The sequence below is a fragment of the Agromyces sp. GL_144 genome (genome assembly GCF_057834305.1).
Genome location: NZ_CM174399.1, coordinates 3,659,062 through 3,683,477, shown reverse-complemented (window position 1 = coordinate 3,683,477; position 24,416 = coordinate 3,659,062). Strand labels below are relative to the sequence as shown.

General features: G+C 71.2%; 22 protein-coding genes, 1 tRNA gene and 1 riboswitch. Of the genes, 12 read left to right on the top strand and 11 right to left on the bottom strand.

The features are described from left to right. Positions 1 to 229: 229 nt before the first annotated feature. Entirely contained in the window at positions 230 to 1,228 is a 999-nt protein-coding gene (gene gap, locus AC3IPY_RS16930) for a type I glyceraldehyde-3-phosphate dehydrogenase (RefSeq protein WP_489185432.1), read from the top strand. A 72-nt stretch (positions 1,229 to 1,300) separates the two neighbouring features. Here the strand turns inward: gap and AC3IPY_RS16925 are convergent, their stop codons facing one another. Then, positions 1,301 to 2,641, bottom strand: coding sequence for an MFS transporter (locus AC3IPY_RS16925; RefSeq protein ID WP_489185431.1), 1,341 nt, complete (start codon positions 2,639 to 2,641; stop codon positions 1,301 to 1,303). Continuing rightward, positions 2,632 to 2,728, bottom strand: a riboswitch (TPP riboswitch). Its footprint overlaps the gene before it by 10 nt. Positions 2,729 to 2,816: 88 nt before the next feature. Between AC3IPY_RS16925 and AC3IPY_RS16920 the strand changes: the two genes are divergently transcribed. Beyond that, positions 2,817 to 3,317, top strand: coding sequence for a helix-turn-helix domain-containing protein (locus AC3IPY_RS16920; RefSeq protein ID WP_489185430.1), 501 nt, complete (start codon positions 2,817 to 2,819; stop codon positions 3,315 to 3,317). A 97-nt stretch (positions 3,318 to 3,414) separates the two neighbouring features. On the opposite strand, the gene AC3IPY_RS16915 is transcribed toward AC3IPY_RS16920, so the two are convergent. Both AC3IPY_RS16915 and AC3IPY_RS16910 read right to left on the bottom strand, forming a co-directional pair. Further along, entirely contained in the window at positions 3,415 to 4,026 is a 612-nt protein-coding gene (locus AC3IPY_RS16915) for a ClpP family protease (protein WP_489185429.1), read from the bottom strand. Beyond that, a complete protein-coding gene (locus tag AC3IPY_RS16910; RefSeq protein WP_489185428.1) occupies positions 4,023 to 4,706 on the bottom strand; it encodes a ClpP family protease in 684 nt (227 codons plus the stop codon). The genes AC3IPY_RS16915 and AC3IPY_RS16910 overlap by 4 nt, the downstream gene beginning before the upstream one ends. A gap of 230 nt (positions 4,707 to 4,936) precedes the next feature. Between AC3IPY_RS16910 and AC3IPY_RS16905 the strand changes: the two genes are divergently transcribed. Both AC3IPY_RS16905 and AC3IPY_RS16900 read left to right on the top strand, forming a co-directional pair. Next, positions 4,937 to 6,346 carry a hypothetical protein gene (locus tag AC3IPY_RS16905; RefSeq protein WP_489185427.1) on the top strand — a complete coding sequence of 470 codons (1,410 nt, stop codon included), beginning with the start codon at positions 4,937 to 4,939 and terminating at the stop codon, positions 6,344 to 6,346. A gap of 219 nt (positions 6,347 to 6,565) precedes the next feature. After that, positions 6,566 to 6,712 carry a hypothetical protein gene (locus AC3IPY_RS16900; protein ID WP_489185426.1) on the top strand — a complete coding sequence of 49 codons (147 nt, stop codon included), beginning with the start codon at positions 6,566 to 6,568 and terminating at the stop codon, positions 6,710 to 6,712. A 22-nt stretch (positions 6,713 to 6,734) separates the two neighbouring features. Here the strand turns inward: AC3IPY_RS16900 and AC3IPY_RS16895 are convergent, their stop codons facing one another. After that, a complete protein-coding gene (locus AC3IPY_RS16895; RefSeq protein ID WP_489185425.1) occupies positions 6,735 to 7,532 on the bottom strand; it encodes an MOSC domain-containing protein in 798 nt (265 codons plus the stop codon). Positions 7,533 to 7,761: 229 nt separating this feature from the next. Then, positions 7,762 to 8,616, bottom strand: a complete 855-nt coding sequence (locus AC3IPY_RS16890; protein WP_489185424.1) for an SDR family oxidoreductase — start codon at positions 8,614 to 8,616, stop codon at positions 7,762 to 7,764. A gap of 117 nt (positions 8,617 to 8,733) precedes the next feature. On the opposite strand from AC3IPY_RS16890, the gene AC3IPY_RS16885 reads away from it, so the two are divergent. Next, entirely contained in the window at positions 8,734 to 9,108 is a 375-nt protein-coding gene (locus AC3IPY_RS16885) for a winged helix-turn-helix transcriptional regulator (RefSeq protein WP_489185422.1), read from the top strand. A gap of 22 nt (positions 9,109 to 9,130) precedes the next feature. Here AC3IPY_RS16885 and AC3IPY_RS16880 read toward each other — a convergent pair. The 3 genes from AC3IPY_RS16880 to AC3IPY_RS16870 form a co-directional block, all read right to left on the bottom strand. After that, a tRNA-Gly gene (locus tag AC3IPY_RS16880) sits at positions 9,131 to 9,202 on the bottom strand. Between the two features lie 85 nt (positions 9,203 to 9,287). Then, positions 9,288 to 10,103 carry a polyphosphate kinase 2 gene (ppk2, locus tag AC3IPY_RS16875; protein WP_489185421.1) on the bottom strand — a complete coding sequence of 272 codons (816 nt, stop codon included), beginning with the start codon at positions 10,101 to 10,103 and terminating at the stop codon, positions 9,288 to 9,290. Positions 10,104 to 10,227: 124 nt separating this feature from the next. Beyond that, the gene (locus AC3IPY_RS16870) at positions 10,228 to 11,814 is read right to left on the bottom strand and encodes a glycosyltransferase family 39 protein (RefSeq protein ID WP_489185420.1); all 1,587 of its coding nucleotides are present in this window, start codon (positions 11,812 to 11,814) and stop codon (positions 10,228 to 10,230) included. A 130-nt stretch (positions 11,815 to 11,944) separates the two neighbouring features. Here AC3IPY_RS16870 and AC3IPY_RS16865 point away from each other — a divergent pair, with 130 nt between their 5' ends. Continuing rightward, the gene (locus tag AC3IPY_RS16865) at positions 11,945 to 12,409 is read left to right on the top strand and encodes a pyridoxamine 5'-phosphate oxidase family protein (RefSeq protein ID WP_489185419.1); all 465 of its coding nucleotides are present in this window, start codon (positions 11,945 to 11,947) and stop codon (positions 12,407 to 12,409) included. A 17-nt stretch (positions 12,410 to 12,426) separates the two neighbouring features. On the opposite strand, the gene AC3IPY_RS16860 is transcribed toward AC3IPY_RS16865, so the two are convergent. From AC3IPY_RS16860 to AC3IPY_RS16850, 3 genes are read right to left on the bottom strand one after another with little or no spacing between them, the layout of a single operon-like run. Further along, positions 12,427 to 13,539 (bottom strand): GDSL-type esterase/lipase family protein, encoded by a 1,113-nt coding sequence (locus tag AC3IPY_RS16860; protein WP_489185418.1) that lies wholly within the window; start codon positions 13,537 to 13,539, stop codon positions 12,427 to 12,429. Between the two features lie 8 nt (positions 13,540 to 13,547). After that, complete coding sequence (locus tag AC3IPY_RS16855) at positions 13,548 to 15,758, bottom strand: glycoside hydrolase family 3 C-terminal domain-containing protein (protein ID WP_489185417.1); 2,211 nt, start codon at positions 15,756 to 15,758, stop codon at positions 13,548 to 13,550. A 16-nt stretch (positions 15,759 to 15,774) separates the two neighbouring features. Next, complete coding sequence (locus tag AC3IPY_RS16850; RefSeq protein WP_489185416.1) at positions 15,775 to 16,389, bottom strand: TetR/AcrR family transcriptional regulator; 615 nt, start codon at positions 16,387 to 16,389, stop codon at positions 15,775 to 15,777. A gap of 117 nt (positions 16,390 to 16,506) precedes the next feature. Between AC3IPY_RS16850 and AC3IPY_RS16845 the strand changes: the two genes are divergently transcribed. Genes AC3IPY_RS16845 through AC3IPY_RS16820 form a run of 6 tightly spaced genes read left to right on the top strand, consistent with a single transcriptional unit; the run spans position 16,507 to position 24,370 of the window. Further along, entirely contained in the window at positions 16,507 to 18,030 is a 1,524-nt protein-coding gene (locus AC3IPY_RS16845; protein WP_489185415.1) for an ABC transporter substrate-binding protein, read from the top strand. A gap of 56 nt (positions 18,031 to 18,086) precedes the next feature. Next, entirely contained in the window at positions 18,087 to 19,028 is a 942-nt protein-coding gene (locus tag AC3IPY_RS16840) for an ABC transporter permease (RefSeq protein WP_489185414.1), read from the top strand. Next, on the top strand, positions 19,025 to 20,821 hold the full coding sequence (locus AC3IPY_RS16835) for a dipeptide/oligopeptide/nickel ABC transporter permease/ATP-binding protein (RefSeq protein ID WP_489185413.1): 1,797 nt from the start codon (positions 19,025 to 19,027) through the stop codon (positions 20,819 to 20,821). Before AC3IPY_RS16840 ends, AC3IPY_RS16835 begins: the two co-directional genes overlap by 4 nt. Then, entirely contained in the window at positions 20,818 to 21,657 is an 840-nt protein-coding gene (locus AC3IPY_RS16830) for an ATP-binding cassette domain-containing protein (protein ID WP_489185412.1), read from the top strand. Before AC3IPY_RS16835 ends, AC3IPY_RS16830 begins: the two co-directional genes overlap by 4 nt. Beyond that, positions 21,654 to 23,186, top strand: coding sequence for a family 20 glycosylhydrolase (locus AC3IPY_RS16825; protein WP_489185411.1), 1,533 nt, complete (start codon positions 21,654 to 21,656; stop codon positions 23,184 to 23,186). The genes AC3IPY_RS16830 and AC3IPY_RS16825 overlap by 4 nt, the downstream gene beginning before the upstream one ends. Then, positions 23,183 to 24,370, top strand: a complete 1,188-nt coding sequence (locus tag AC3IPY_RS16820) for a glycoside hydrolase family 1 protein (protein ID WP_489185410.1) — start codon at positions 23,183 to 23,185, stop codon at positions 24,368 to 24,370. Before AC3IPY_RS16825 ends, AC3IPY_RS16820 begins: the two co-directional genes overlap by 4 nt. The last annotated feature ends 46 nt before the right edge of the window (positions 24,371 to 24,416 follow it).

Here is a 24,416-nt window from a genome sequence, read left to right as displayed (position 1 = left end):
GCCATCACCCCCGGATTGGGGGCATCGCAGTCGCTCGAGACCGCTGGTGAGGCGTCGAGGCGCTCCCGGCCTTCGGCGCGGCGGTGGTCGCGGCATCCGTCGCCAGGTTGATGATCGTGGCGAGAAGCTTGCGCAAGCTGTCGTCCACGCCACTCGCGCCGAACGGCCGCCCAGCGCATCGTTGAGGGCGTACCACCGGTACGACCCATGACGAAAGGAACCACCTCCCATGACCCGCATCGCCGTCAACGGCTTCGGACGCATCGGACGCAACACCCTGCGCGCCCTCCTCGAGCGCGACTCCGACCTCGAGGTCGTGGCCGTCAACGACCTCACCGACCCGAAGGCGCTCGCGCAGCTGCTGCGCTTCGACAGCACGGCGGGCCGCCTCGGCCGCCCCGTCGAGGTCGACGGCGACGTGCTGGTCGTCGACGGCCGCCGCATCAAGGTCCTCGCCGAGCGCGACCCCGCCAACCTGCCCTGGGCCGAGCTCGGCGTCGAGATCGTGCTCGAGTCGACCGGCCGCTTCACCTCCAAGGAGGCCGCGTCGGCCCACCTCGCCGCGGGCGCGAAGAAGGTGCTCGTGAGCGCCCCCGCCGACGGCGCCGACGTCACGCTCGTCTGCGGCGTGAACACCGACGCGTACGAGGCATCCGCCCACACGATCGTCTCGAACGCGTCGTGCACGACGAACGCGCTCGCCCCGCTCGCGAAGGTGCTCGACGACCTCGCCGGCATCGAGCACGGCTTCATGACCACCGTGCACGCGTACACGCAGGAGCAGAACCTGCAGGACGGCCCGCACCGCGACCCGCGTCGCGCCCGCGCCGCCGGCGTCAACATCGTGCCGACCACGACCGGTGCCGCGAAGGCCATCGGCCTCGTGCTGCCGAACCTCGACGGCAAGCTGTCGGGCGACTCGATCCGCGTGCCCGTGCCCGTCGGCTCGATCGTCGAGCTGAACACGACGGTCGCCCGTGACGTGACGCGCGACGAGGTGCTCGCCGCCTACCGTGCCGCGGCCGCCGACGGCCCGCTCGTCGGCGTGCTCGAGTACTCCGACGACCCGCTCGTCTCGAGCGACATCACGGGCAACCCGCACTCGTCGATCTTCGACGCCGCCCTCACCCGCGTCGACGGCAAGCACGTCAAGGTCGTCGCCTGGTACGACAACGAGTGGGGCTTCTCGAACCGCGTCATCGACACGCTCGAACTGCTCGCGCGCTGAGCTCGGGCAGATCCCTCGAGCGGATGCCGCGACCGACGCCGAACGGCGGGTCGCGGCATCCGCTCTGCGCGCTCAGGCCTTGCGCGCCAGCAGCGCCCCGACGACTCCGAGCGCCGCGGCGACGATCATGAGCACCGCGACCGGCCACCAGTGCCCCGTCGTCGCGACGAGCCACGCGGCGAGCAGCGGTGAGAGCCCGCCGCCCACGATCGCGCCCGCCTCGCGCCCGATCGTGATGCCCGAGTAGCGCACCCGCGCGTCGAAGAGCGACGCGAACCACATCGGCTGCACGCCGTCGGCGGCCGCGTTCACGACGCCGATCGCCAGCGCGACGACGCCGATGACGAGCGCCGCCGACCCCGTGTCGAGCGCGAGGAACAGCGGCACGGCGATCACCGCGAGCCCGCCGAGCGCGGCGACCGTGAGCCGGGCGGATCCGACGCGTTCGCCGACCCGCCCCCAGATCGGGCAGGCGACGACCGCGATGCCCGCGCCGACGAGCAGCGCCGTGAGCGTCACCCACCGCTCGAGGCCGAGGCTCGCGGCGTAGCTCAGGCAGAACACCGACACGAGGTAGAACGTCGTGTTCTGCCCCGCGCGCACGAGGAACACCGCGAGCACGTTGCGCGGCCGCCGCAGCACCTCGGCGAGCGGATGCCTCGACGTGCGACGCTGCTCGAGCAGCGCCGTGTACTCGGGCGACTCGTCGACCCGGCGGCGCAGGTACACGCCGACGCCGACGAGCACGAGGCTGGCGAGGAACGGGATGCGCCACCCCCAGGCGAGCAGCTGCTCCTCGTCGAGCGCCGCCAGGAGCAGCACGAACGCGAGGTTGCCGAGGATCAGGCCGACGTAGAGCGCGCTCTGGATGAGTCCGCCGCGTGCGCCGCGCCGTTCGGGCGAGCTCTCGAGGGCGAGCAGCACGGCCCCGCCCCATTCGCCGCCGGTCGCGGCGCCCTGCGCGAGGCGCAGCAGCACGAGCAGGGCCGGTGCGAGCGCGCCGATCTGGGCATAGGTCGGCAGCAGGCCGATGAGCGCCGTGGCGATGCCCATGACGAGCAGCGTGCCGAGCAGGGTCGCGCGGCGGCCGAAGCGGTCGCCGAGGTAGCCGGCGGCGAGCCCGCCGAGCGGACGCGCGAGGAACCCGGTCGCGTAGACCGCGAACGAGAGCAGCACGCCGGTCAACGGATCCTCGCCGGGGAAGAACAGGGCCGGGAACACGAGCGCCGCCGCCGTGCCGTAGAGGAAGAAGTCGTACCACTCCAGCGCCGTGCCGATCGAGGCCGCGGCGACGGCGCGGCGGGCGCGGCCGGGCGGATCGTCGCGGCTGGGCTCCTTCGCTGCGGGCCCCCTCGCATCGGTGCCGAGCATGGCCGGCGGGTGGGCAGGGTCGACGTACGCGCGATCGCTCATCGCGACATCCCTTCGCTAGTCCGAACTAGATCAGGTTCGACGGGTGTGATCTCAGCCGCGCGGATCGCGGCACCCCGTGTCACTGCCCGCGAGCCTAGCGGTTCTCGACCGGCGGGCGATTCTGCTCTGAGCGGATGCGCGAGACATCCGCCCGCCGGCTGGGTAGCCTCGCGGCATGGACGCGATCGGCCCGCACCTCACCGAACTGCACCCCACGGGGCTGCGAGTCCCCGAGCGGATGCCCCGAAGCGAGCGGATGCCGCAGCGCGAGCCCGTTCGTGAGCGCACGCCGCTCTGGCGCGAGGCGCTCGGTGCGTTCCTGCGGCGCGAGCGGCTCGCGCAGGAGCGCATCCTCGCCGACGTCGCGAGCGAGGCCGACGTGTCGACCCAGTACCTCTCCGAGATCGAGCGCGGACGCAAGGAGCCCTCGAGCGAGATCCTCGCCGCCGTGGCGGAGGCGCTCGGCCTCACGCTCGTCGACGTGGCGGCCGGCGTCGCAGCCGAGCTCACGGGCGACGCGGCACGCGCCGCGCGGGGCGCCGACCGGCGCATCGCCCCGCGCCCGCTCGTCGTGCTCGACCTGACCGCGCGCGGCGCCGCGCTGCCGGGATCCGCGCCGCACGAGACATCCGCCCCCGTCGCCGGCGCAGTGCGGGGCATCGCCCTCGCCGCGTAGCGGGAGTGTCCTCGAAACCGGCGGTACTTCGGCACCGCGTTTCGACACGGACCCTCCTGTCTCCAGGGCCACCGCCGGTCGAGTGGGCCCATAAGGGCTATCCGAGCGCCGGCGCAGCCGTGCGCTGCAGCGCCACCACGCGGTCGACGAGTCCGTACTCGACCGCCCCCGCCGCATCGAGGATGAGCTCGCGATCGGTGTCCTGCCGCACCTGCTCTCGCGAACGCCCGGTGTCGTGCGCGAGCACCGCCTCGAGTTCGCCGCGCACGCGCAGCACCTCGTCGGCGTGGATGATCAGGTCGGGGATCGAGCCCCGACCCTGCGTGGACGGCTGGTGCAGCACCGCGCGTCCGTGCCGGAGGATGCCGCGCATGCCCGGCGCCCCGCCCGCGAGCAGCACGGCCGCGGGGCCGCCGGCCTGGCCGACGCAGGTCGTCGCGACCGGCGGCCGGATGTGCTGCATCGTGTCGTACACCGCGAGTGCCGCATGCGGGGATCCGCCGGGCGAGTTGAGGTAGAGGTGCACGGGCGCCTCCTGGCTGTCGGCCTCGAGGTGCAGCAGCTGCGCGATGAGCACGTTCGCGACGCCGTCGTCGATCTCGGTGCCGAGCGTGATGATGCGCTCGCCGAGCAGGCGGCTGTACACGTCGAGGGTGCGTTCCACGTTGCCGTGCCGCTCCACCACGTACGGGATCGGATAGCTGCTCATGCGAGCACCCCCTGTCGAGCCGCGGCGGCGGCGTCCGCGAGCGGGTGGCCTGCGGCATCCGACCGGAACCCCGGCCCGAGCATGCGCCCGCGGGCGCCGGGGTAGATGTCGATCGCGTCGTGCACGATCCGGTCGATGAAGCCGTAGGCGACGGCCTCCTCGGCACTCACCCAGCGGTCGCGCAGCGAGTCCTCGGTGATGCGCTCGAGCGGCTGCCCGGTGTGCTCGGCGAGCAGGCGCAGCATCGTGTCGCGCGTCTCGCGCAGGTCGTCGGCCTGCAGCTCGACGTCGACCGCGGTGCCGCCGATGCCCGCCGAACCCTGGTGCATGAGGATGCGCGCATGCGGCAGCGCGACCCGCTTGCCCGGCGTGCCGGCCGAGAGCAGGAACTGGCCCGCGCTGGCCGCCATGCCGATCGCGACGGTGGCGACGTCGTTCGGGATCGCCTTCATGACGTCCATGATCGCGAGCATCGCGGTCACGGATCCGCCGGGGGAGTTGATCCAGAACGCGATGTCGCGCTCCGGGTCCTCGGCCGAGAGCAGCAGCAGCTGGCTCGTCAGGCGGTTGCCGAGGTTCTGGTCGAGTTCGGTGCCGAGCACCACGACGCGCTGCCGGAACAGCAGGGTCGAGAGGTCGGCATCGATCGGATGCAGCGGGGCCGGGGATTCTTCGCTCATGACCCCAGCGTGCGGCCGAGCGGATGCCGCGGGCCAGCGTTTCCGCCCACGGCAGTGCTGCCCGGGGCTGATCTGCTCTGGGCTGATCGCTTCGGCGTGGAAACCGCCTGTGCAGGTTCGTCGTTCGTGTCGGAATCCGCGGGGGATCCCCCGCACGCGGCGGTGCTCTCGTAGGATCGGGACAGCGCTTCGGCGCCGCCCCAACCGATCCCCCACGGCCAGGAGCCCGAGTGAGCACATCCGTTGACGACCCGACCCCCGGTCGTCGCGCAGCCGCGCGCGCCTCGTCGGCGACGCATCGGCGTGCGGTCGAGGGCGGTCCGTTCCGATACCACGTGTGCTCGCTGGAGCCGGGCGGCGAATACGAGGAGACCATCGTCGAGGTCCTCGGCGATGACGGTTCGCGCTACTTCTCGACCGATGACGGCGCGCGCATGACCGAGGTCTCCGAGCGCTACGTCTCCGTGCGGCGCATGAGCGAGATCAGGTCGATGCACGAACTCGACCTCGACGAGATGCTCGAGCTCGAGGACGAGCTCGGGTTCGCCAGGCCGGTCGCCGGACTCGATCCGCTCGACGACCCGGCGTGGACCGAATTGCTCGATCCGATGCGGCCGGCCCGGGCGACCGGTCCCGTCGAGCCGCTGCCGACGACGGCCGCAACGGCCACTGGTCGGGTCGAGCAGGTCGAGCAGGCCGAGCGGGTCGAGGCGAGTCCGCCGAGCGCGCCGGTCCAGGCGCATGCGGCCGATGCCGCCGACGCCGAAGCCGCCGACACCGGTGCCGCCGCCGAATCCGACGAGACTGACGAAGCCCCTGAGCCGGCCGATGCCGGTCAACCGACGCACATCGGGGAGGATGTGAAGATGACGATGGAATCCGACGCCGACTGGACCTTCGAGCAGTTCGAGGCGGTGGTGGCCGGGTCCGCGCCCGCCCCGACGCCCGCCCGCGCCGTTCCGGCGAACTCGACCGGGCCCGTCACGCCGCTCGTGGCGGCGCCTCCCGCGCCTCCCGCCTCGCCCGCCTCCGCCGCTGCACCTGCGCCCGTCTCGCCGGCGCCCGCCGTGCAGCCGGTCGCTCCGGCCGCGGCCCCGGTCGCCCGCCCGGTCGCGCCCGCGGCATCCGCGCCCGCATCGATGCCGGTCGCGCCGTCTCCGACGCCCGCTGCGGCGGTCGCCGGCGCGCCCGCCGCGCCCGCCGGCACCCTGCAGATCGGGCTTGCGCAGGGCATCGCCTTCGTCGCCCACCGCGACCAGACCGACAAGCTCGGCGCTCCGTACATCGATCACCCGGGCCGCGTCGCCGAGGCGTTCGAGCCCGCCTCGCAGCCGATCGAGGTCGCCGTGGCCTGGTTGCACGACGTGCTGGAAGACACCGCGCTCACCGCCGAGACGCTCCGCGAGGCCGGCGTCGCCCCCGAGGTCATCGAGGCCGTGCTCGTGCTCACGCGCACGCCGGGGGTCTCCGATGCCGAGTACTACGCGCGCATCCGGTCGCACGCCGTCGCGCGCAGCGTGAAGCTCGCCGACATCGCCGACAACACCGCGCCGTGGCGCATGCGCAAGCTCGACCACGAGACGCAGGCCCGCCTCGCCGAGAAGTACGCGGCGGCGCGCGCCGCACTCGGCGCCGCCTGACGGTCGTACTCGCGCCTCGTGCGACCGACGCACGACGGTGCGACCTCGGCGGCGAGGGCCTGCCGCGGAGCCGCGGGAGGACATGGGCCGCGAGGCCCGGTACTTCGGTACTTCGACACCGCTTCACGGACCGGCATCCCGGCCGCGGCCGTCCCCTTGTCGCGCAATGCGCGCCGGGGGTACCCTCCGATCGCCCGCACAACGTCGATCGGAGTCGCCATGGCCGCCGCATCACTTCCGCCGACCGGTGACGCGGGCGACGAGTGGATGCGCGAGCACCTCCCGGTACCCGTGCGCGTGATCTGGCGCGTGTTCGGCGAGCCGGTCTACGCGAAGAACCACGCGCAGTTGCTCGGCACCCGCTGAGGCGCGAGCGGCACCACGATCCTCAGCCGACCACGACCTCGTCGCCGACGGCGATCTCGCCCTCGCCCTGCGGCACGAGCAGCACGCCGAACCAGGTCTTGCCGTCGCGGCGGCGGTGCTTCGAGAGCGTGCGGATCGGCTCGAGGCCGCGCTGCAGCGTGAACGGGTCGATGCCGGTCATCATGCAGCGGTCGCAGCCGCCGGCCACGCGGAAGCGCACGCCGCCGAGCGTCACGAATCCCCACTCGTCTTCGGCGAACGGCTCGTCGCCGTCGACCACGAGGTTCGGCCGGAACCGCAGCATGTCCAGCACGGGTGCGCCCTCGTCGGTCCAGGCGTTCAGGGCCGCGAGCGAGGCCTCGGTCGTGAGCAGCAGCGGGCCGGCGTCGGCGAGCGACATGCGGTCGCCGTCGAGTCCGCCGTGCTCGTCGCTGACTGGGCGCACGGTCGGGTCGGGCTGCCACACGAGCCGAACGGGCTGCCCGATGCGTGCGCTCAGCCAGTCGTCGGCCTCGCCGCCGGCCGGCAGAGCCGTGCCCTGGCGCGAGACGCCGACCGCGACGGGTGCGGCCTCCGTCGGCACGTCCACTCGAAGCGGGTCGGATGCCTCGCTGCCGAGCAGCACCCCGCCGTCGGCGAGCGGCTCGGCCCGCAGGCCGAGCATCAGGTTGCGCTCGCGCGCGGTGACCGTGCGGCCGTTCTCGTCGACGACGGCCCAGCGGCGGTCGGCGGCGAGGCCCCACGGCTCGACGCGCGCCGAGCGCACGTCGAGGCCGCCGAGCGACTTCACGGGATAGACGCGGACGCGGGTGAGGAGCATGCGAACACGCTACCCGCGTTCGGCCCGTCACCCATCCGCGCGTCGTTCCCGACGCGTTCGTGACTCGTGCCCGATGTGTCCGTTCTGCAGGAGAATACGGTCTCATCCCCGGCTGACAGGGGAGATGAGGCCAATTCTCCTGCAGAACGCACCGGCAGAGGCCCGCGCGTCGAGCTCGAGCGCGCAGAGGTCGAGCATGCAGAGTCCCAGCGCGACGGGGGCCGCGCGATCAGCGCGCCGCGCGCAGTCCGTCGACGAGCGAGGTCGTCGGCCGGCCGGTGAGGCGCGAGATGCCGCCGGACGGCACCTCGAGCACGCCCGCGGCGATGCTGGCGTCGAGCGCGGTGACGAATCCGACGGTGCCGGCATCGAGCCCGGCGGCCTCCAGCGCGGCGGCCCGCTGCTCGGCGGTCAGCGGCGTGTAGGCGACCTCGCGTCCGAGCACCTCGGATGCCGCGGCGGCGATGTCGGCGTACGTGAACGCCTCGTCGCCCGAGAGTTCGTACACCTCGCCGAGATGTCCGTCCTCGAGCAGCACGACGGCCGCGGCATCCGCGAGGTCGGCGCGCGTGGCACCGAAGATGCGGCCCGCTCCGGTCGAGGAGGCGATGACGCCGGTCTCGGCAGCGCGCGCGACATCCGCCGCGTAGTTCTCGATGTACCAGTTGTTGCGCAGGATCACCGCGGGAACGCCGGTCTCGGCGATGACCGCCTCGGTCGCCGCGTGCTCGGGGGCGAGCGGGTAGTCGGCGGTCGTGGCGTTCGGGGCGCTCGTGTAGACGAGCTTCGCGACGCCGGCGGCCTTGGCGGCCTCGATGACGTTGCGGTGCTGCGGCACGCGCTGTCCGACCTCGGATCCCGAGATGAGCAGCACGGTGTCGACGCCCTCGAGCGCGGCCGCGATGGTGTCGGGCTTCGCGTAGTCGAGCTCGACGGTGCGGATGCCTCGTGCTGCGGCATCCACGAGCCTGGCGGTGTCGCGGGCTCCGGCGACGATGCTCGACGGCTCGGCGCCGCGCTCGAGGAGGGCGTCGATGACGAGACGGCCGAGGTGGCCGGAGGCGGCCGTGACGAGGATGGTCATGAGTGGTGGATCCTTCCGATCGTCCGCGCGGCGGATGCGCGGTACGCCATGGTCAACGGAGCGCAGCATGCCGCGCATTCCCGCGGGAGGGTACCCACTTTCAGGTAAGCTACCCGCATGGTGGTAAGTCTTGCGCAGATCCGGGCGACTTCGGGCGAGGTCTTCACCGAGGGGTGTCCAACAAGAGTGGTGCTCGATCACATCATGAGCAAGTGGGGCGTGCTCGTGCTGCTCGCGCTCACCGACGGCACGCGCCGCTGGGGCGAGCTTCGACGCGAGGTGCAGGGCATCAGCGAGAAGATGCTCGCCTCGACGCTGCGCACGCTCGAGGCCGACGGCCTGGTCGTGCGCACGTCGTACCCCGAGGTGCCGCCGCGCGTCGAGTACGCCCTCACCGACCTCGGCCGCGAACTCATGGAGCGCATGCTGCCGCTCGTCGAGTGGGTGGCCGTGCACGCCGACGAGATCGTGCCTGCGCCGGCCGTGAGCTGAACGGCGTCATGAACTGAAAGAGAGCGGATGACGAGATTCGAACTCGCGACCCTCACCTTGGCAAGGTGATGCGCTACCACTGCGCCACATCCGCATCGCGCGCGTTTCCGCGTGCTCGAACGACACTACCTCAGTCGAGCGGCCATCGTTGACACGTGGGCCCGTTCGGCGTGGCCGGCTCAGCCCTCCACGTCGGCCTTCGCGATGACCTCGCCCGCGTGGTCGGGCACGAGGTTCGCCCACTCGCGGGGCGGCCGCTCGTAGCCGCCGGTGTCGGGGCGCGGCGGGATCTCTATGGGCTCGCGCTCGACCTTCGTGTACGGGATCTTCGAGAGCAGGTGGGCGATCATGTTGATGCGCGAGCGCCGCTTGTCGTCGCTCTCGATCTCATACCAGGGCGCCTCGGAGATGTCGGTGTTCGCGAACATCGCGTCTTTCGCGCGCGAGTAGTCCTCCCACTTCGTGATCGAGAGCACGTCGTTGGGGCTGAGCTTCCAGCGCCGCATCGGGTCCTCGAGGCGGGAGCGGAACCGCTCCTCCTGCACGACGTCGGACACGCTGAACCAGTACTTCAGCAGGATGATGCCGTCTTCGACGAGCATCCGCTCGAAGATCGGCGCCTGGTGCAGGAACCGGTGGTACTCCTCGTTCGTGCAGTAGCCCATGACGCGCTCGACGCCGGCCCGGTTGTACCAGGAGCGGTCCATGAGCACGATCTCGCCGGCCGCGGGCAGGTGCGGCACGTAGCGCTGGAAGTACCAGCGCGTCTTGTCGCGCACGCTCGGCATCGGCAGCGCGACGATGCGCGTGACGCGCGGGTTGAGGTACTCCGAGACGCGCTTGATCGTGGAGCCCTTGCCCGCCGCATCGCGCCCCTCGAAGATCACGACGAGGCGGGCGCCCGACTCCTGCACCCAGGCCTGCATGTCCACGAGTTCGGCCTGCAGCCGGCGCAGTTCCCGCTCGTACAGCTTCTTCGGCATCCGCTTGGTCATCGCGCACCTCCTGCGCTGCAGCCTAGGGGCGAAGCCCCGAGCGGATGCCACGACGCGGCGTCGCCCGTGACGTTCGCGTCGACCCGCCTCGGCGCCCGCCCGCGCGAGCCGGGGTCCTGGCGCCTCAGCTCAGGTGCGCCAGGCGCGGCCAGAGCTCGTCCCAACCGAGGGATCGGCCGCGGCACAGCGTGATGGGCAGGCCCTGCTCCTCGTTGTCGACGTCGACGCCGTTGTCGAGGCGGCCCTCGATCGTGCACGAGTCGAACACGGCGGTGAGACGAGGCGACATGCCGCCGACGAAGACGACGTCGGTCGCGGCATCCGGTGGCCTCGCCTGGAACCAGAGCCCGTTGTGTCCGCTGTAGACGGCGTCGGGGTCGAGTCCGAACTCGTCGCCGTAGCGGGCGATCGCGCCGGCCTCGCCGTAGTTCGAGGTGACGACGACCGGGTCGGCTGCGGCATCCGCCCCGTGCACGACCTCGGCGACCTGCTCGACGTACGCGGGCCAGCCGATCGAGTCGCCGACGGTCTGGTTCATCGCGGCGAACGGGCTCGCTCCGACGAGGCCGAGCGGCAGCAGCGGCAGCGCGATGAGCGCCGAGACCACGGCGTTGACGGCGATGCCCGTCCAGACGAGGGCGCGGCGGCCCGGGGTGCGCATCCACTCGGCGACCGGCACGGCGCCGAGCGCGAGCAGCACCTCGACGATGCCGACCGGGTAGTAGGGCTGCGCGCCGCCCGCGATCGTCGCGAGCACCACCACGGCGAAGGCCACCGCGAACAGGCGGATCGTCCGCCACGCCGTGCGGCGGAGGAGCGCGACGAGCCCGGCGATCCAGATCGGCACGAGCGGCGGACCGGCCAGCAGGAAGAGGAACGGCAGCGTCAACAGGCGCGCCTCGCCGTCGGAGTCCTCGGCCAGGGCCGCGCCCATCCGCAGTTGCGGGAGGTCGTTCGCGACCTGGTACGCGAGGTTCGGCAGCGCGACGACGACCGCGACACCGACCCCGGCCCAGAGCCATGGCGATCGCAGCGCCCGCCACGGTCCGAGCACGAGCAGCCCGACGCCGATGCCGGCGACGAGCAGCACGACGAGCAGCTTGTTGTACGTCGCGAGCCCGGTGACGAGGCCCACGGCGAGCCACCACCGGCCGCCGCCGCGCAGCAGCGCGCGCATCGTGAACAGCGCGACGAGCGGCCACACCACGAGATCGATCGAGGCCGTCAGCAGCACATGTCCGAACACCATCGGGAACGAGGCGGATGCCGCGGCCCACGCCGCGACCGCCTGCGCGCGCCGACCGCCGCCGGCCTCGCGCGTGATGAGCGCGAGCACGAGGACCGTCGCGACCGCGGCCAGGATCGCGGGGATGCGAAGCGCCCACGGCTCGTCGACGACGCTCGTGATCGCCCGGGCGATCAGGGGCGTGAGGGGTGGCTGGTCGACATAGCCCCACGCCGGATCGAGCATGCGGAAGTACAGCTCGTCGCGGTGGAACCCGTACCAGTTGCCCGTCGCCGCGAGCAGCACCGCGAGCGCCGCCATCGCGCCGAACACGGGCCCGCGCGCGAACGGAGCGAGCGGTTCGAGCGGTGCGCGCGCATCCCCGTGCGCAGCTTCACGGGCGCCGGGGCCCGGGCCGCCGGGCCTCGTCGTGCCCGGCGGATCAGCGGTGGAGGAGCGGGGTCCGGCCGACGCGGCGTCCGACATGCGGCTCACCCTAGCGCCGGGCGACGGCTTCCGGAATGGCGCGCCGACCCGCGAGCGGGCCGGTCGACGGGCTCGCGCGCCACGCGAGTCGGCACCTCACCGCGCGCGACGGGGTCTGATAGCCATGAGTATGGTCACCGAAGCATCCTCGTCGCCCGTCGCGGCATCCGCCGGCCGGATCCTCGACGCGAACGCCTACCTGACCCTCGCCACCGCCGACCGCGACGGGCGGCCATGGGCGACGCCCGTCTGGTTCGCGGTGCGCGACCTGCGCGAGTTCGTCTGGGTGTCGCGGCTCGCGCGCCGGCACTCGCAGAACATCGCCGAACGCGCCGAGATCGCGCTCACCGTGTTCGACTCCACGACTCCCGTCGGCGAGGCGACCGCCGTGTACGCCGAGGCGCTCGCCGAGCAGGTCCCGGTCGACGGGGTCGAAGACGGCCTCGCCGTGTTCAACGCCCGGTGCGAGGCATCCGGCCTGCGACCCTGGGCCGAGGGGAGCGTGACCGGGGCCGCGCCGCACCGGCTGTTCCGCGCGGTCGCGTCGCACCTGTGGGTGCTCGACGAGCGCGAGGACCGCGTCGCCGTCTACTGAGGCGAGGCGACCGCCGATCAGCTCGGAACGAGCGTGGGAACCGACGTTTCGACGTACTCGACGAAGCGCCGTGCGATCAGGTCGAGACCACGCTGCTCGGGGTGGAGCCCGTCGTACAGCAGATGCGTGTCCGCCGTTCCGAACAGGTCGCGTCCGTCGAGGAGCACGAGATGCTCGTCGGCTCGCACCTGCACGACCTCGGCCATGATGTCGCGTGTTCTCGACAGGGTCAGGGCGCCCCGGTCGTCTTCCACCGAGCGGGCTGCGACGCGCGCGAGGCCGTCGTCGCCGGTGACGACCGGGCCCGGGGCGGACTCGTGAATCGGGCAGGACACCGCTGAGATGAGCACGATCGGCGTCTCGGGCCGGCCCTCCCTGATGGTGTCGAGGAAGGCGTGCAGTGCCGGGCGGTACGCGCGCTCGCGCATGCTGTCGGCGTTGACGAGGTTGATTCCCACCTTGAGCGTGATGAGGTCGGCCGGCGTATCGCGGATGACCCGCGCAACGAAGCCGTCGAGCTGCGCATTGCCCGCGAACGAGAGGTTGCGCAACTGCCAGCCGAGGCGACCGGCCGCGGCGACGGGCCACGTTCGCGTCGTCGACACCGCGTCCATGCCCTGGCTGATGGAACTGCCGTAGTGGGTCCAGCGTGTGCCGGTGGGCGGGCTCGCCACGAGGCGACCCTGACTCGCCAGGGAGACGAGCTCGATGCGGGCGTTGTGCGGCAGGAAGACCTCCACCGGAGACCCCTCGTGGGTCGGCAGCAGGACGGTCTCGGGCCCGCTGCGCCTGACCTCGACGATCTCGTTGTCCGGCCCGAGGAAGGCGACCGTCGGACTCGTGATCGGCACGGACCGCTCCCGGCCGGCCTGACGGACGATGAGCGTGATCGCCGCCGGGTCAACTCCACGGGCGGCGACGGTGCTCGCGGCGAGCGTCAACGCCGCATGCGGCGCGGAGTTCTCGAATCGCAGCGACACGCCGCCCGGACACGCTTCGGCGTAGCTGAAGAGCGGATCCTCGACCTGCGCGCGCGCCCAGGCGGGAAGACGATGCACGACGCGTCCGACCGAGCCGTCCTCGCACGCGGCGGCGCCGATCACGAATTCGTCCAGGTCGTGCCCGGTCACCGGCATGCTCACGAGCTCTCGGCGCCGAGCGTCGCGTTCGCCTGCGCGATCACGCCGTGCACGATCTCCTCGGTGAGGCCCAGCTTCCAGGTCGTGAGCTTCATGACCGGGGTGGCCCGGACCATGGCGACGAGCTCTGGCGCCTTCTCGGCGAGTCCGGCCGGAAGGCCGGCCTTCATCGCCTCCAGAGCTTGGGCGCTGACCGGGTTGAGCGCCCATTCGGCGAGCGTGGAGTCCTCACGGAGCGGGTCGACGATCCCATCGCCCTCGCTCGTGATCGTCGCGCGCAGTCGGATGTCTCGGGATGATGCGCCGATCTCGATCCGATGCTCGCCCTGTTCGACCTGCCAGCGACCGGCCCGCGCATTCCAGAAGGAGAGGTCTCGGGGGCCGATCTCGAGTCGGACCGTCTGCCGCTCGCCGGGGGCGAGATGCACCTTGGCGAAGCCGCGCAGCTCGTGCGCGGGTCGACGGACCTCGCCGAAACCGGAGGCGATGTACAACTGCACGACCTCGGCGCCGGCACGCGCACCGACGTTGCGGACCGCGACCTCCACGCTCCACCGGTTGCCGCCGTGATGCGTGACGGAGAGTTCCTCGTAGGCGAACTCCGTGTAGGACCGGCCGTGGCCGAACGGGTAGGCGACCGGCGTTCCCAGGGTGTCGTAGGAACGGTATCCGACATGGATGTCGTCGCCGTAGACGACCTGGGAGTCCTGGCCGGGGAAGGTGAGATGGCTGGGGTTGTCCTCGACGCGCAACGGAATGCTCTCGGCGAGACGTCCGCTCGGGTTCACCCGCCCGAGGAGCACGTCGGCGATGGCGCCGCCACCCTCCTGGCCGAGCAGCCAGCCCTCGATGATCGCGGCGACGCCGTCGCGCCACCCGGCGATGTCGACGACGGAGCCGTTCGAGAGGACCACCACGGTCGGCTTCCCGAGTTCCTTGAGTTGCTCCAGCAGGGCGAGCTGGTCGCTCGGAAGCAGGATGTCGGTGCGATCGAAGCCCTCGGACTCGGCGTGGTCGGGGAGCCCGAGGAAGGCGATGACGACATCCGCGTCGGCGGCGGCATCGACCGCCGCATCGGCGAGGGCAGGGTCTTCCCCGGCGCCGAGCGTGAACCCGGCGGCGAACCGCACGTCTGCCCCGGAACCCTCGCGGAGCGCATCGAGCGCGGCGAGGACCCGCGTCGGTCGCACCCGAGACGATCCGCCGCCCTGGAACCGCGGGCTGCGGGCGAACTCGCCGACGACGAGCAGGCGCGTCGTCGGGCCGACGGAGAGGGGGAGGATCCCGTCGTTCTCCAGCAGGGTGATCGCCTCCCTCGCCGCTTCGGCCGCCACGGCCTCGGCGGCCGGGATGTCTCCGGCGCCCGACCGGACCGCGGTCCGCGAGGCGAGCGCCTCCAGCCGTTCGATCGCCCGGTCGAGGTGCGCCTCGTCGAGAAGGCCGGTCGTGACCGCGTCGACGATGAGCCGGTGCCGGCCGCTCGGCGGCATCTCGAGGTCGAGGCCGGCCGCCACGGCCGCCACCGGATCGTCCACGGCGCCCCAGTCGGACATGACCAGTCCGTCGAAGCCCCATTCACCGCGCAGGACGTCTTCGAGGAGCCATCGGCTCTCGCTCGCGAACGTCCCGTTGATCCGGTTGTACGCGGACATCATGGCCCAGGGGCGGGCCTCTCGGACGACCTGCTCGAACCCGGCGAGGTAGATCTCCCGGAGCGCGCGTTCGCCGACGATCGCGTCGACCCGCATGCGGTCGGTCTCCTGGTTGTTCACCGCGAAGTGCTTGGGTGTCGCGGCGACGCCGCGCGACTGGATGCCGCGCACGAGGGCCGAGGCCAGTGCCCCGGTGAGCCGTGGATCCTCCGAGAGGTACTCGAAGTTCCGGCCGCCCAGCGGCGAACGCTTGATGTTCATGCCGGGCCCCAGCAGCACGTTGACCTCGAGGCGCTGCGCCTCATCGCCGAGGGCCTGCCCGACACGCTCGACGAGCTCCACGTTCCAGGTGGAACCGAGTGCGACGGCGGGCGGGAAGCACACCGCGGGCACGCTGTCGCCGATGCCGAGGGCGTCGCCGCTCGCGCCCTGGCTGCGAAGGCCGTGGGGGCCGTCGGCGAGGAGGAGCGGCGGCAGTCCTGGGCCGCCGTCGACCGTCTTCCAGGTCGATGCGCCGGCGACGAGTCGCGCCTTGTCGTCGAGCTTGAGTTCGTTCACGGGAGATCGCCTTCGTTCAGGGGGTGTTCGGGACGTTGATGCCGAGGGAGTCGAGATGGGTGCGCACCAACGCGGGCATGTCGACGGTGCCGGGGAGCAGGAGCCACTGGAGCTGCAGCCCGTCCATGAGTGCGACGATGCTGACCGCCGCCTCTCGGGCGGTGAGCTCGTAGCGCGGCGGCGAGACCGCGAAGTGCTCGGCGAAGGCGCCGTCGAGCGCGGCGATGATGCGGGTGTAGCGGCGGGTGAAGTACGCGCGTGCCGGATGCGCCGGGTCGGTGGCCTCGGCCGAGAGGCGAACGTAGAGGGTCACCCGGTCGGGGCGCGACACGTTCACCTCGACGACGTCGACGATCCACGCGAAGAGCCGATCGATCCCGTATTCGGAGAAGCGACGGGCGTTCATCTCGTCCTGCTGCTCGCTGTACTCGAGGATCTGGACGAGCAGTCCTTCCTTGCTGGGGAAGTGATGCAGCAGCCCCGCGTGGGTCATCCCGGCCTTGGCGGCGATGTCGCGGACGGACGTCGCCGTGAATCCCTGTTCGCTGAACAGTTCGAGTGCGGCCTGGAGGATGCGCTCACGCGTTCGCTCCCCCTTCGTGCCGCGTCGGACCGTCGTCGTCTCGCTCATTTGCGCCCTTCCTCGGTGCTGAATCAGAAACCTACCACGTGGTAGAAAATGTGTAATACTGTCCCCGCGCTCCACGTCCGGAACGTTCGCAATCACAGCACACAACGGAGTCTGTACATGAAGAAGAGAACTCTCGGCGGCATCGGCGCTGCATTGGCGTCGTTGCTCGTCCTGTCCGGCTGCGCCGGCACCGCACAGCCCACCGCCCACGACGACACCCTTCGTCTCGGAACGATGACCGTTCCGACGAGCCTCGATCCGATCGACGCGATCGGCAGCGGGCTGCCGTTCTTCCAGGCGGTGTACGACACCCTGATCCACCGGGCTCCCGATGGCGCCTACGAGCCGATGCTCGCCAGCGAGTGGTCCTACGACGACGCGCAGACGGTGCTCAGCCTCACGCTGCGCGACGACGTGACCTTCGACGACGGCACGGTCTTCGATGCCGCGGCGGCGAAGGCGAACCTCGATCGTTTCCGCGACGGCGGCGGGCCGAACGCGGCCTACCTCGCCGGCGTCGAGGTCGCGGTCGTCGACGACCACCACGTCACCCTGACCCTGCCTCAGCCCGATCCCGGCCTGATCTTCGCGCTCTCCGACTCGGCCGGGCTCATGGCGAATCCGTCGAAGTTCGACGTCGACGACGCGCTCGTCACGACCCCCGACGGCACGGGGCCGTATGTGCTGAACGGCGACGAGACGGCCATCGGCACCACGTGGTCGTACGACCGCAGGGAGGACTACTGGGGCGAGGAGCCGGACTTCTCGACCCTCACGCTCTCGGTGTTCGACAACGAGAACGCCATGGTGAACGGGCTGAAGACCGGCCAGCTCGACTCCGCGCTGCTCCAGGTCGCGGACCAGCAGCTGGCGGCCGAGCAGGACGCCAACCTCGCACTGCAGGACTTGCTGTTCGACTTCCAGGGCGTGCTCCTCTTCGACCGCGACGGCGTGGTGACGCCGGCCCTCGCGGAACCGAAGGTGAGGCAGGCGCTCAACTACGCGCTCGATCGCGACACGCTGCTGCAGGTGGTCCGCGACGGCCGTGGCGAGATCACGAGTCAGGTCTGGGGCGTCGACACGCAGGGGTACGACGAGGCGTTGGACGACTACTACGACTACGACCCGAAGAAGGCGGAGGAGATGCTCGCCGAGGCGGGCTACGCCGACGGCTTCGAGCTCGTGCTTCCTCGCGTCACCACGATCGTCACCGACAACATCGCGACGGCACTGCAGACCGATCTCGCGGCCGTCGGCGTCACGCTCACCTGGGCCGACGTCGACACCGCGACCGCGCTGCAGCAGATCTTCGTCGACCGGGAGTTCTCCGCCATGGTCATGAACATGGGGCAGTCCTCCGACGACTGGATCGTGTACTCGAGCCTGATCGCTCCGGGCACGTTCAACTTCTTCGGCACCACCGATGACACGGTGCAGTCGCTCGCCGACGAGGCTCGCACCCTGCCCGCCGCGGAGTCGGCGGACCTGTACGCGCAGATGAACCGGCACATCGTCGAAGACGCGTGGTTCCTCCCCTTCTACCGGATGACCTACAAGCTCGTCACCGTCCCGGGGATCGAGGCGCTGCCGCAGTCCGGCATGGCCGTCCCGTCGATCTACAACTACTCGCTCACCGATTAGCCCTTGATGCGGGGCCGGCCGTCGTCGGCCCCGCATCCCATCCCCGGAGAACCTCCATGGTCGGATTCATCGCCCGAAGACTGGGCGCCAGCGTCGTGCTCCTCTTCGTGACCGCGCTGCTCACGTTCATCCTCCTGTCGATACCGAATCAGGACATCGGCCGCCAATTGCTCGGCCTCAACGCCTCGCAGGCCGCGATCGACGCCAAGAACGCCGAACTCGGCGCGGACCGCCCGATCCTGGTGCAGTTCTTCGACTGGCTCTCGCACGCCGTCCAGGGCGATCTCGGTCGATCCTGGTTCTCCAGCGAACAGGTCACCGTGGCCATCGGCAATCGACTGCCGGTGACGCTCAGCCTCGTCATCGGGGTCACGCTCGTCACGGCGGTCATCGGATACGTGCTGGGCGTCTGGGCGGGCGTCCGCCGAGGACGCGTCGATCGGTTCGTCCAGATCTTCAGCGTCGCCGGATACGCGTTGCCCGGGTTCCTCGTGACGATCGTCATCGTCATCGTCTTCGCCGTGCAGCTGCGATGGTTCCCGGCGATCGGGTACATCCCGATCACCCAGTCCCTGCCCGGCTGGCTCTCCACCATCACCCTCCCCGTGATCGCCCTGTCGATCTCGGCGATCGCGGGCATCGCCCAGCAGGTGCGGTCATCGGTGATCGAGGAGATCCGATCCGACTACGTGCGAACGCTCCAGACGCGCGGGCTTCCGGCCCGGCGCATCCTCTTCCGCCATGTCCTGCGCAACGCATCGGCGCCCGCGCTGACCGTGCTCGGCATGCAGTTCGTCGGCCTCCTGGGCGGCGCCGTCATCGTGGAGCAGATCTTCGGCCTGCCGGGGATCGGAAGCATGGCCATCCAGTACACGACCCGCGGGGACATCCCGATCATCATGGGTCTGGTGATGTTCTCCGCCATCGGAGTCGTCATCGTCAACCTGCTCGTCGATCTCGGCATCGGCTGGCTGCGTCCGAAGGCGAGGGTCTCGTGACCACCGATGCGATCTCGACGACCACGGACACCACCGCACTGCGCGAGATCCGCCCCCAGGGGGTCTGGCGCGCGCTGCGCTCCCGCCCGCTCGCGGTCGCCGCGGCCGTGGTGCTCCTCCTCATCGTCCTCGCCGCGATCTTCGCCCCGATCCTCGCGCCGTACGATGCGAACTTCGCCGTCCCGAAGAGCGCCTACGGTGGACCGGAGGCCGGACACCTCCTCGGGTTCGACTCGGCGGGCCGCGACGTGCTCTCCCGCCTGTTGTACGGGGCACAGAACACGATGGGCGGCGCGGTCATCGCGCTCGTCGTCGCCCTGCTCGTCGGGCTTCCCGCCGGCCTGCTGGCCGGGTACTACGGCGGCTGGTTCGATTCCGCGTCGAACTGGGTGACCAACCTCGTCATGTCGCTGCCGGCCATGATCATCCTCCTCGCCTCTCGCGCCGTCCTCGGCCCGACGGTCTGGGTGCTGATGATCGTCCTCGGCTTCCTGGTCGCGCCGTCGTTCTTCCGTCTCGTGCGCGGCGCGGTCGCGGCCGTGCGCAACGAGCTCTACGTCGACGCCGCGCGGGTGTCCGGGCTCTCGGACGCCCGGATCGTCGGCCGACACGTCCTCACCGTCGTGCGCGCGCCGGTCATCATCCAGGTCGCCCTCGTCGCCGGCATCGCCATCGGCCTGCAGGCCGGCCTCGAGTTCATCGGCATCGGCAGCGGCAACGTGCCCACCTGGGGCGCGATGCTGAACGAGGCGTTCACCAACTTCAACCGCGCGCCGCTGCTGCTCCTGTGGCCCGCCCTCGCCCTCGGCCTCACCAGCGCCGCCCTCGTCCTCCTCGCCTCCGGAGTGCGCGACGCCCTCGACGATCGCGGCGGGGAGCCGAGATCCGTCTCCCGCGGCACCCGCGAGGCCGCCGTGGAGGAACGCGGGCGCAGTCGCGCGCTGGTCTCAGCGGACGGACGTGGCGACCTGCTCTCCATCCGTGGACTGCGCGTCGCCTATCGCCAGGCGGACGGCGACGACCTCGAAGTCGTCCACGGCGTCGATCTCGATGTCGCGCGCGGCCAGATCGTCGGCCTCGTGGGCGAGTCGGGTTCGGGCAAGAGCCAGACGGCGTTCTCGGCGCTCGGCATCATCCCCGCGGGCGGATACATCAGCGCGGGAAGCATCCTCATCGACGGTGCGGAGGCCGTCGATGCGCCGGCCTCCGCCGCCCGGAGCGCGCGTCGCGCCCTCGGCTACGTCCCCCAGGAACCCATGAGCAACCTGGATCCCTCCTTCACGATCGGATCCCAACTCACGGAACCGCTCCGGGTCGTCAGGCGACTCGGCAAGGCCGAGGCCAGGTCGCGGGTGCTCGAACTGCTGGCCGCGGTCGAGATCGCGGATCCGGTACGCGTCTTCAACTCCTACCCGCACGAGATATCCGGCGGCATGGCCCAGCGCGTGCTGATCGCCGGCGCGCTCTCGACGGACCCCGACCTTCTCATCGCGGACGAGCCGACGACGGCCCTCGACGTCACCGTCCAGGCCGAGGTCCTCGGCATCCTGCGCCGGCTCCGCGACGACCGCGGGGTCGGAGTGCTCATCGTCACGCACAACCTGGGCGTCGTCGCCGATCTGTGCGACCGCGTCGCGGTGATGAACGGCGGCCGGATCGTGGAGGAGGGCGAGGTCTCGGACGTGCTGACCTCGCCTCAGGACCCGTACACGCGGCAGCTCATCGCCGCGGTCCCGGACGAGGACGTCATTCGCCCGGCCTGGCAGGCGACGATCAAGGAGGGCGCACGATGACCACACAGCTGCTGTCGATCGACGACCTGCGAGTGTCCTTTCCCGGCAAGGGCCTGCGGGCTCCGCGCAACGAGGTCCTCAAGGGGGTCTCCCTCGACATCCGACCTGGCGAGACGCTCGGTCTGGTCGGCGAGTCGGGCTCGGGCAAGACGACGATCGGTCGCGCCGTGCTCGGGCTGGTGCCCGTCGACGCGGGGACGATCACCTTCGACGGGACCCGGATCGAGTCCGCTCCCAAGCGCCGGCGTCGGGCGCTCGCCCGCGACATCCAGGTGGTCTTCCAGGATCCGTACACCTCGCTCAACCCTGCGCTCACGATCGGCGACACGCTCGCCGAACCGCTGATCGCCCAGGGGATCTCGGGTGCAGCCGCTCGCGCCCGCATCGTCGAGCTCCTCGATCGCGTGAAGCTGCCCGCCTCGGCGACGGCGCGGCTGCCCAGGGAGTTCTCCGGCGGCCAACGCCAGCGCATCGCGATCGCCCGCGCCCTCGCGCTCTCCCCGAAGCTCATCGTCTGCGACGAGCCGGTGTCGGCGCTCGACCTCACCACCCAGTCACGCGTGCTCGACCTCCTCCAGGAGATCCAGGACGCGACCGGGGTCTCCTATCTCTTCATCTCGCACGACCTCACCGTGGTCCGGCACATGAGCCATCGCGTCGCCGTGATCTACCGGGGCGAGATCGTGGAGCACGGCGAGACCGCCGAGGTGACGGAGAGCCCTCGGAACGACTACACCCGCAAGCTGCTGCTCGCGGCTCCCGTCGTCGACCCTGTCCGGCAGCGAGCGCGCCGTGAAGCGTTCGATCTCACATTCCGCACGGAGGCAACGGCATGACCACCATCGACATCATCCCCATCCCGCGTCGGATCGAGGCGGGAGGACCGCTCCGCGAACTGCGCGCAGGCGTGCTGCGTGTGCGCGCAGCCGGATCGCCGGCGATCGATGCGGTGTCCGAGGTCGGTGAGTCGGCCTTCGGCGTCGGGATCGCGCTCGTGGACGAGGATGCGGATGTCACCCTCCTCTTCGAGGACCTCGACGTTCCGCGTCCTGTCGGCGCAGATCCGCGCCCCGCGGAGCGGCAGGGGGCGTCGGAGGCGTACCGCATCCGCACGGAGAATGGCGCCCTCGTGCTCAGGGCGGGCAGCGAGGAGGCGGCCTTCCGCGGCCTGCTGACCATCGCGGGTGCGGCCTCGGACGGCACGGTTCCGAGCATGGACCTCGACGACCACCCGACCTACGGCTGGCGCGGACTCTCGCTCGACGTCGTGCGTCGCTGGTTCCCCGTCGAAGAGGTGACCCGCATCATCGACCTCCTCGCGCTGCACAAGATGAACGTGCTGCACCTGCATCTCACCGACTCGCAGGCCTGGAGGTTCGAGGTTCCCGGATACCCGGGGGTCGCGGCCGAGGGAGCGTCGTACTCGCTCGACGACCTGAGCGCGCTCGAGGACTACGCGCGGGCCAGATACGTGACGATCGTGCCCGAGCTCGACGTGCCCGGTCACGTCGCGGCATCCCTCGCAGAGTCAGGGGGAATCGAGGTCGTGGAGGGGGATCACCCCTTCATGCGACACCTGGCGTGGGACGGCGCCGGAGTCGCCGACTTCGTGCGTGCCGGCTTCGCGGTGCTCGCGGAGCGGTTCGCCGGCCCGCATCTGCACCTCGGCGGCGACGAGGCGTTCGGGGCGCCTCACGAGGTCTACGCGCGGTTCGTCCGTGAGAGCGCTGACGCCATCCGGTCGCTCGGTCGCTCGCCGGTCGGGTGGCAGGAGGCCGTGCGGTCCGACGGCCTGGGGCCCGATGACCTCGTGCAGCTCTGGATCGCCGAGCGCGACCGGTTCGCCCTCGACAAGGCGAAGGAGACGGTGCCCGAGGAGTACCACCCCCTGCTCGAGAAGGCCGCCGAACTGTTCGCGCTCTCCGTCGACGACCCCGCCCGCATCGGGGCGGCGGGCATCCCGGCGATCGTCTCGTCGAGCGACCCGCTCTACCTGGACCGTCGCACGACCGATGGGAGCCGGGATCCGGAGCAGTTCGACGTCTGGGCGCGGCTGGGCAACGCCGGCTACGACCCGACACCGACCACCTCGGTCCTGCACTGGGACCCGACGTCGCAGGCCGACATCGTCGCCTCGGATGTGCGGGTCGCGGGCATCGAGGCCGCGCTGTGGTGCGAGACCGTCCGCGACTTCGACGACGCCGCCACCCTCCTGTTGCCGCGCCTCGCGCTGATCGCCCAGAAGGCCTGGCACGGCGACGCCGACCCGGGAGCGGTCATCGCCGCCGCCGCAACGCAGGGCCCGGTCTGGAATCGACTGGGATTCTCCTCCTACTATCGTTCCGTTGAGGTGTTCGACGCATGACCGGATCTCGAGGACTTCCCGACGGGTTCGTCGTCGGGGCGTCGACTGCGGCCCATCAGATCGAAGGCGACAACACCACGAGCGACTGGTGGTCGTTCGAGCAGTCCCGTCCGGATCGCCTGCAACCGAGCGGACGAGCCTGCGACAGCTTCCACCGCTGGCCGGAGGACATGGACCTGCTCGCCTCGGCCGGCCTGCAGGCGTACCGCTTCAGCATCGAGTGGGCCCGCATCGAGCCCGCCGACGGCGAGTTCTCCGCGGACGCGATCGCGCACTACCGGCAGATGGTCGCCGGTGCCCGGGATCGCGGCATCGAGCCGATCGTCACCCTGCATCACTTCACGAATCCGGCGTGGTTCACGCAGGGCGGCGGATGGCTCCGGGCGGACGCCCGCCAGAGGTACCTCGCCTACCTCGAGCAGGTCTCCCCGATCCTCGGCGAGGGCGTCGATCGGGTCATCACGATCAACGAGCCCAACATGGTGGCGATCATGCACCGGGTGCTCTCCGGCGATGCGCAACTGGACAACGGCCTGGGCGGCGGGTTGCCGCTTCCGCATGAGGGCGTGCGCGACGCGCTCATCGACGCCCACCATGCGGCACGCGATCACCTCCGCGCACAGCATCCCGGACTGCGAGTCGGATGGTCGGTCGCCAACCAGGCCGTGCAGTCCGTCGAGGGTGGTGAACGCCGAGCGGCGGACTACCGGGAGGCGATCGAGGACGTCTGGCTGCGCGCGGCATCCGCCGACGATCACATCGGGGTGCAGGCCTACACGCGCACCGTGTTCGGACCCGCCGGAAAGGTCGAGCCCGACGCCGACGTGGCGCGCACGACGACCGGCTGGGAGTACTACCCCGAGGCGCTGGAGGACGCCATCCGCCATACCGCCGAGGTCCTTCCCGGCGTACCCGTGCTGGTGACGGAGAACGGCATCTCCACCCGAGACGACGACCAGCGGATCGCCTACACCCGGGGTGCGCTGCAGGGACTCGCCCGCTGCCTCGAAGACGGCGTGGAGGTGCACGGCTACCTGCACTGGAGCCTGCTGGACAACTTCGAGTGGGGCAACTGGGATCCGACCTTCGGGCTCGTCGCGGTCGACCGCGAGGCCTTCGTCCGCACGCCGAAGCCCTCGCTCGCCTGGCTCGGCGACGTGGCGAGGTCCCGGCGGTTGCCCTGACCGTCGCTCCCCGGGCGAGGTCGTGCTCGGGACGCTCGACGACCTC

What these genes read in the sequence shown, in the direction of transcription:
- AC3IPY_RS16830 (WP_489185412.1), top strand. Translation starts at nt 20,818, where the DNA reads ATGACCACACAGCTGCTGTCGATCGACGACCTGCGAGTGTCCTTTCCC.
- AC3IPY_RS16885 (WP_489185422.1), top strand. Translation starts at nt 8,734, where the DNA reads ATGGTGGTAAGTCTTGCGCAGATCCGGGCGACTTCGGGCGAGGTCTTC.
- AC3IPY_RS16845 (WP_489185415.1), top strand. Translation starts at nt 16,507, where the DNA reads ATGAAGAAGAGAACTCTCGGCGGCATCGGCGCTGCATTGGCGTCGTTG.
- AC3IPY_RS16925 (WP_489185431.1), bottom strand. Translation starts at nt 2,641, where the DNA reads ATGAGCGATCGCGCGTACGTCGACCCTGCCCACCCGCCGGCCATGCTC.
- AC3IPY_RS16850 (WP_489185416.1), bottom strand. Translation starts at nt 16,389, where the DNA reads ATGAGCGAGACGACGACGGTCCGACGCGGCACGAAGGGGGAGCGAACG.
- AC3IPY_RS16820 (WP_489185410.1), top strand. Translation starts at nt 23,183, where the DNA reads ATGACCGGATCTCGAGGACTTCCCGACGGGTTCGTCGTCGGGGCGTCG.
- AC3IPY_RS16920 (WP_489185430.1), top strand. Translation starts at nt 2,817, where the DNA reads ATGGACGCGATCGGCCCGCACCTCACCGAACTGCACCCCACGGGGCTG.
- AC3IPY_RS16910 (WP_489185428.1), bottom strand. Translation starts at nt 4,706, where the DNA reads ATGAGCGAAGAATCCCCGGCCCCGCTGCATCCGATCGATGCCGACCTC.
- AC3IPY_RS16895 (WP_489185425.1), bottom strand. Translation starts at nt 7,532, where the DNA reads ATGCTCCTCACCCGCGTCCGCGTCTATCCCGTGAAGTCGCTCGGCGGC.
- gap (WP_489185432.1), top strand. Translation starts at nt 230, where the DNA reads ATGACCCGCATCGCCGTCAACGGCTTCGGACGCATCGGACGCAACACC.
- AC3IPY_RS16825 (WP_489185411.1), top strand. Translation starts at nt 21,654, where the DNA reads ATGACCACCATCGACATCATCCCCATCCCGCGTCGGATCGAGGCGGGA.
- AC3IPY_RS16915 (WP_489185429.1), bottom strand. Translation starts at nt 4,026, where the DNA reads ATGAGCAGCTATCCGATCCCGTACGTGGTGGAGCGGCACGGCAACGTG.
- ppk2 (WP_489185421.1), bottom strand. Translation starts at nt 10,103, where the DNA reads ATGACCAAGCGGATGCCGAAGAAGCTGTACGAGCGGGAACTGCGCCGG.
- AC3IPY_RS16865 (WP_489185419.1), top strand. Translation starts at nt 11,945, where the DNA reads ATGGTCACCGAAGCATCCTCGTCGCCCGTCGCGGCATCCGCCGGCCGG.
- AC3IPY_RS16890 (WP_489185424.1), bottom strand. Translation starts at nt 8,616, where the DNA reads ATGACCATCCTCGTCACGGCCGCCTCCGGCCACCTCGGCCGTCTCGTC.
- AC3IPY_RS16900 (WP_489185426.1), top strand. Translation starts at nt 6,566, where the DNA reads ATGGCCGCCGCATCACTTCCGCCGACCGGTGACGCGGGCGACGAGTGG.
- AC3IPY_RS16840 (WP_489185414.1), top strand. Translation starts at nt 18,087, where the DNA reads ATGGTCGGATTCATCGCCCGAAGACTGGGCGCCAGCGTCGTGCTCCTC.
- AC3IPY_RS16870 (WP_489185420.1), bottom strand. Translation starts at nt 11,814, where the DNA reads ATGTCGGACGCCGCGTCGGCCGGACCCCGCTCCTCCACCGCTGATCCG.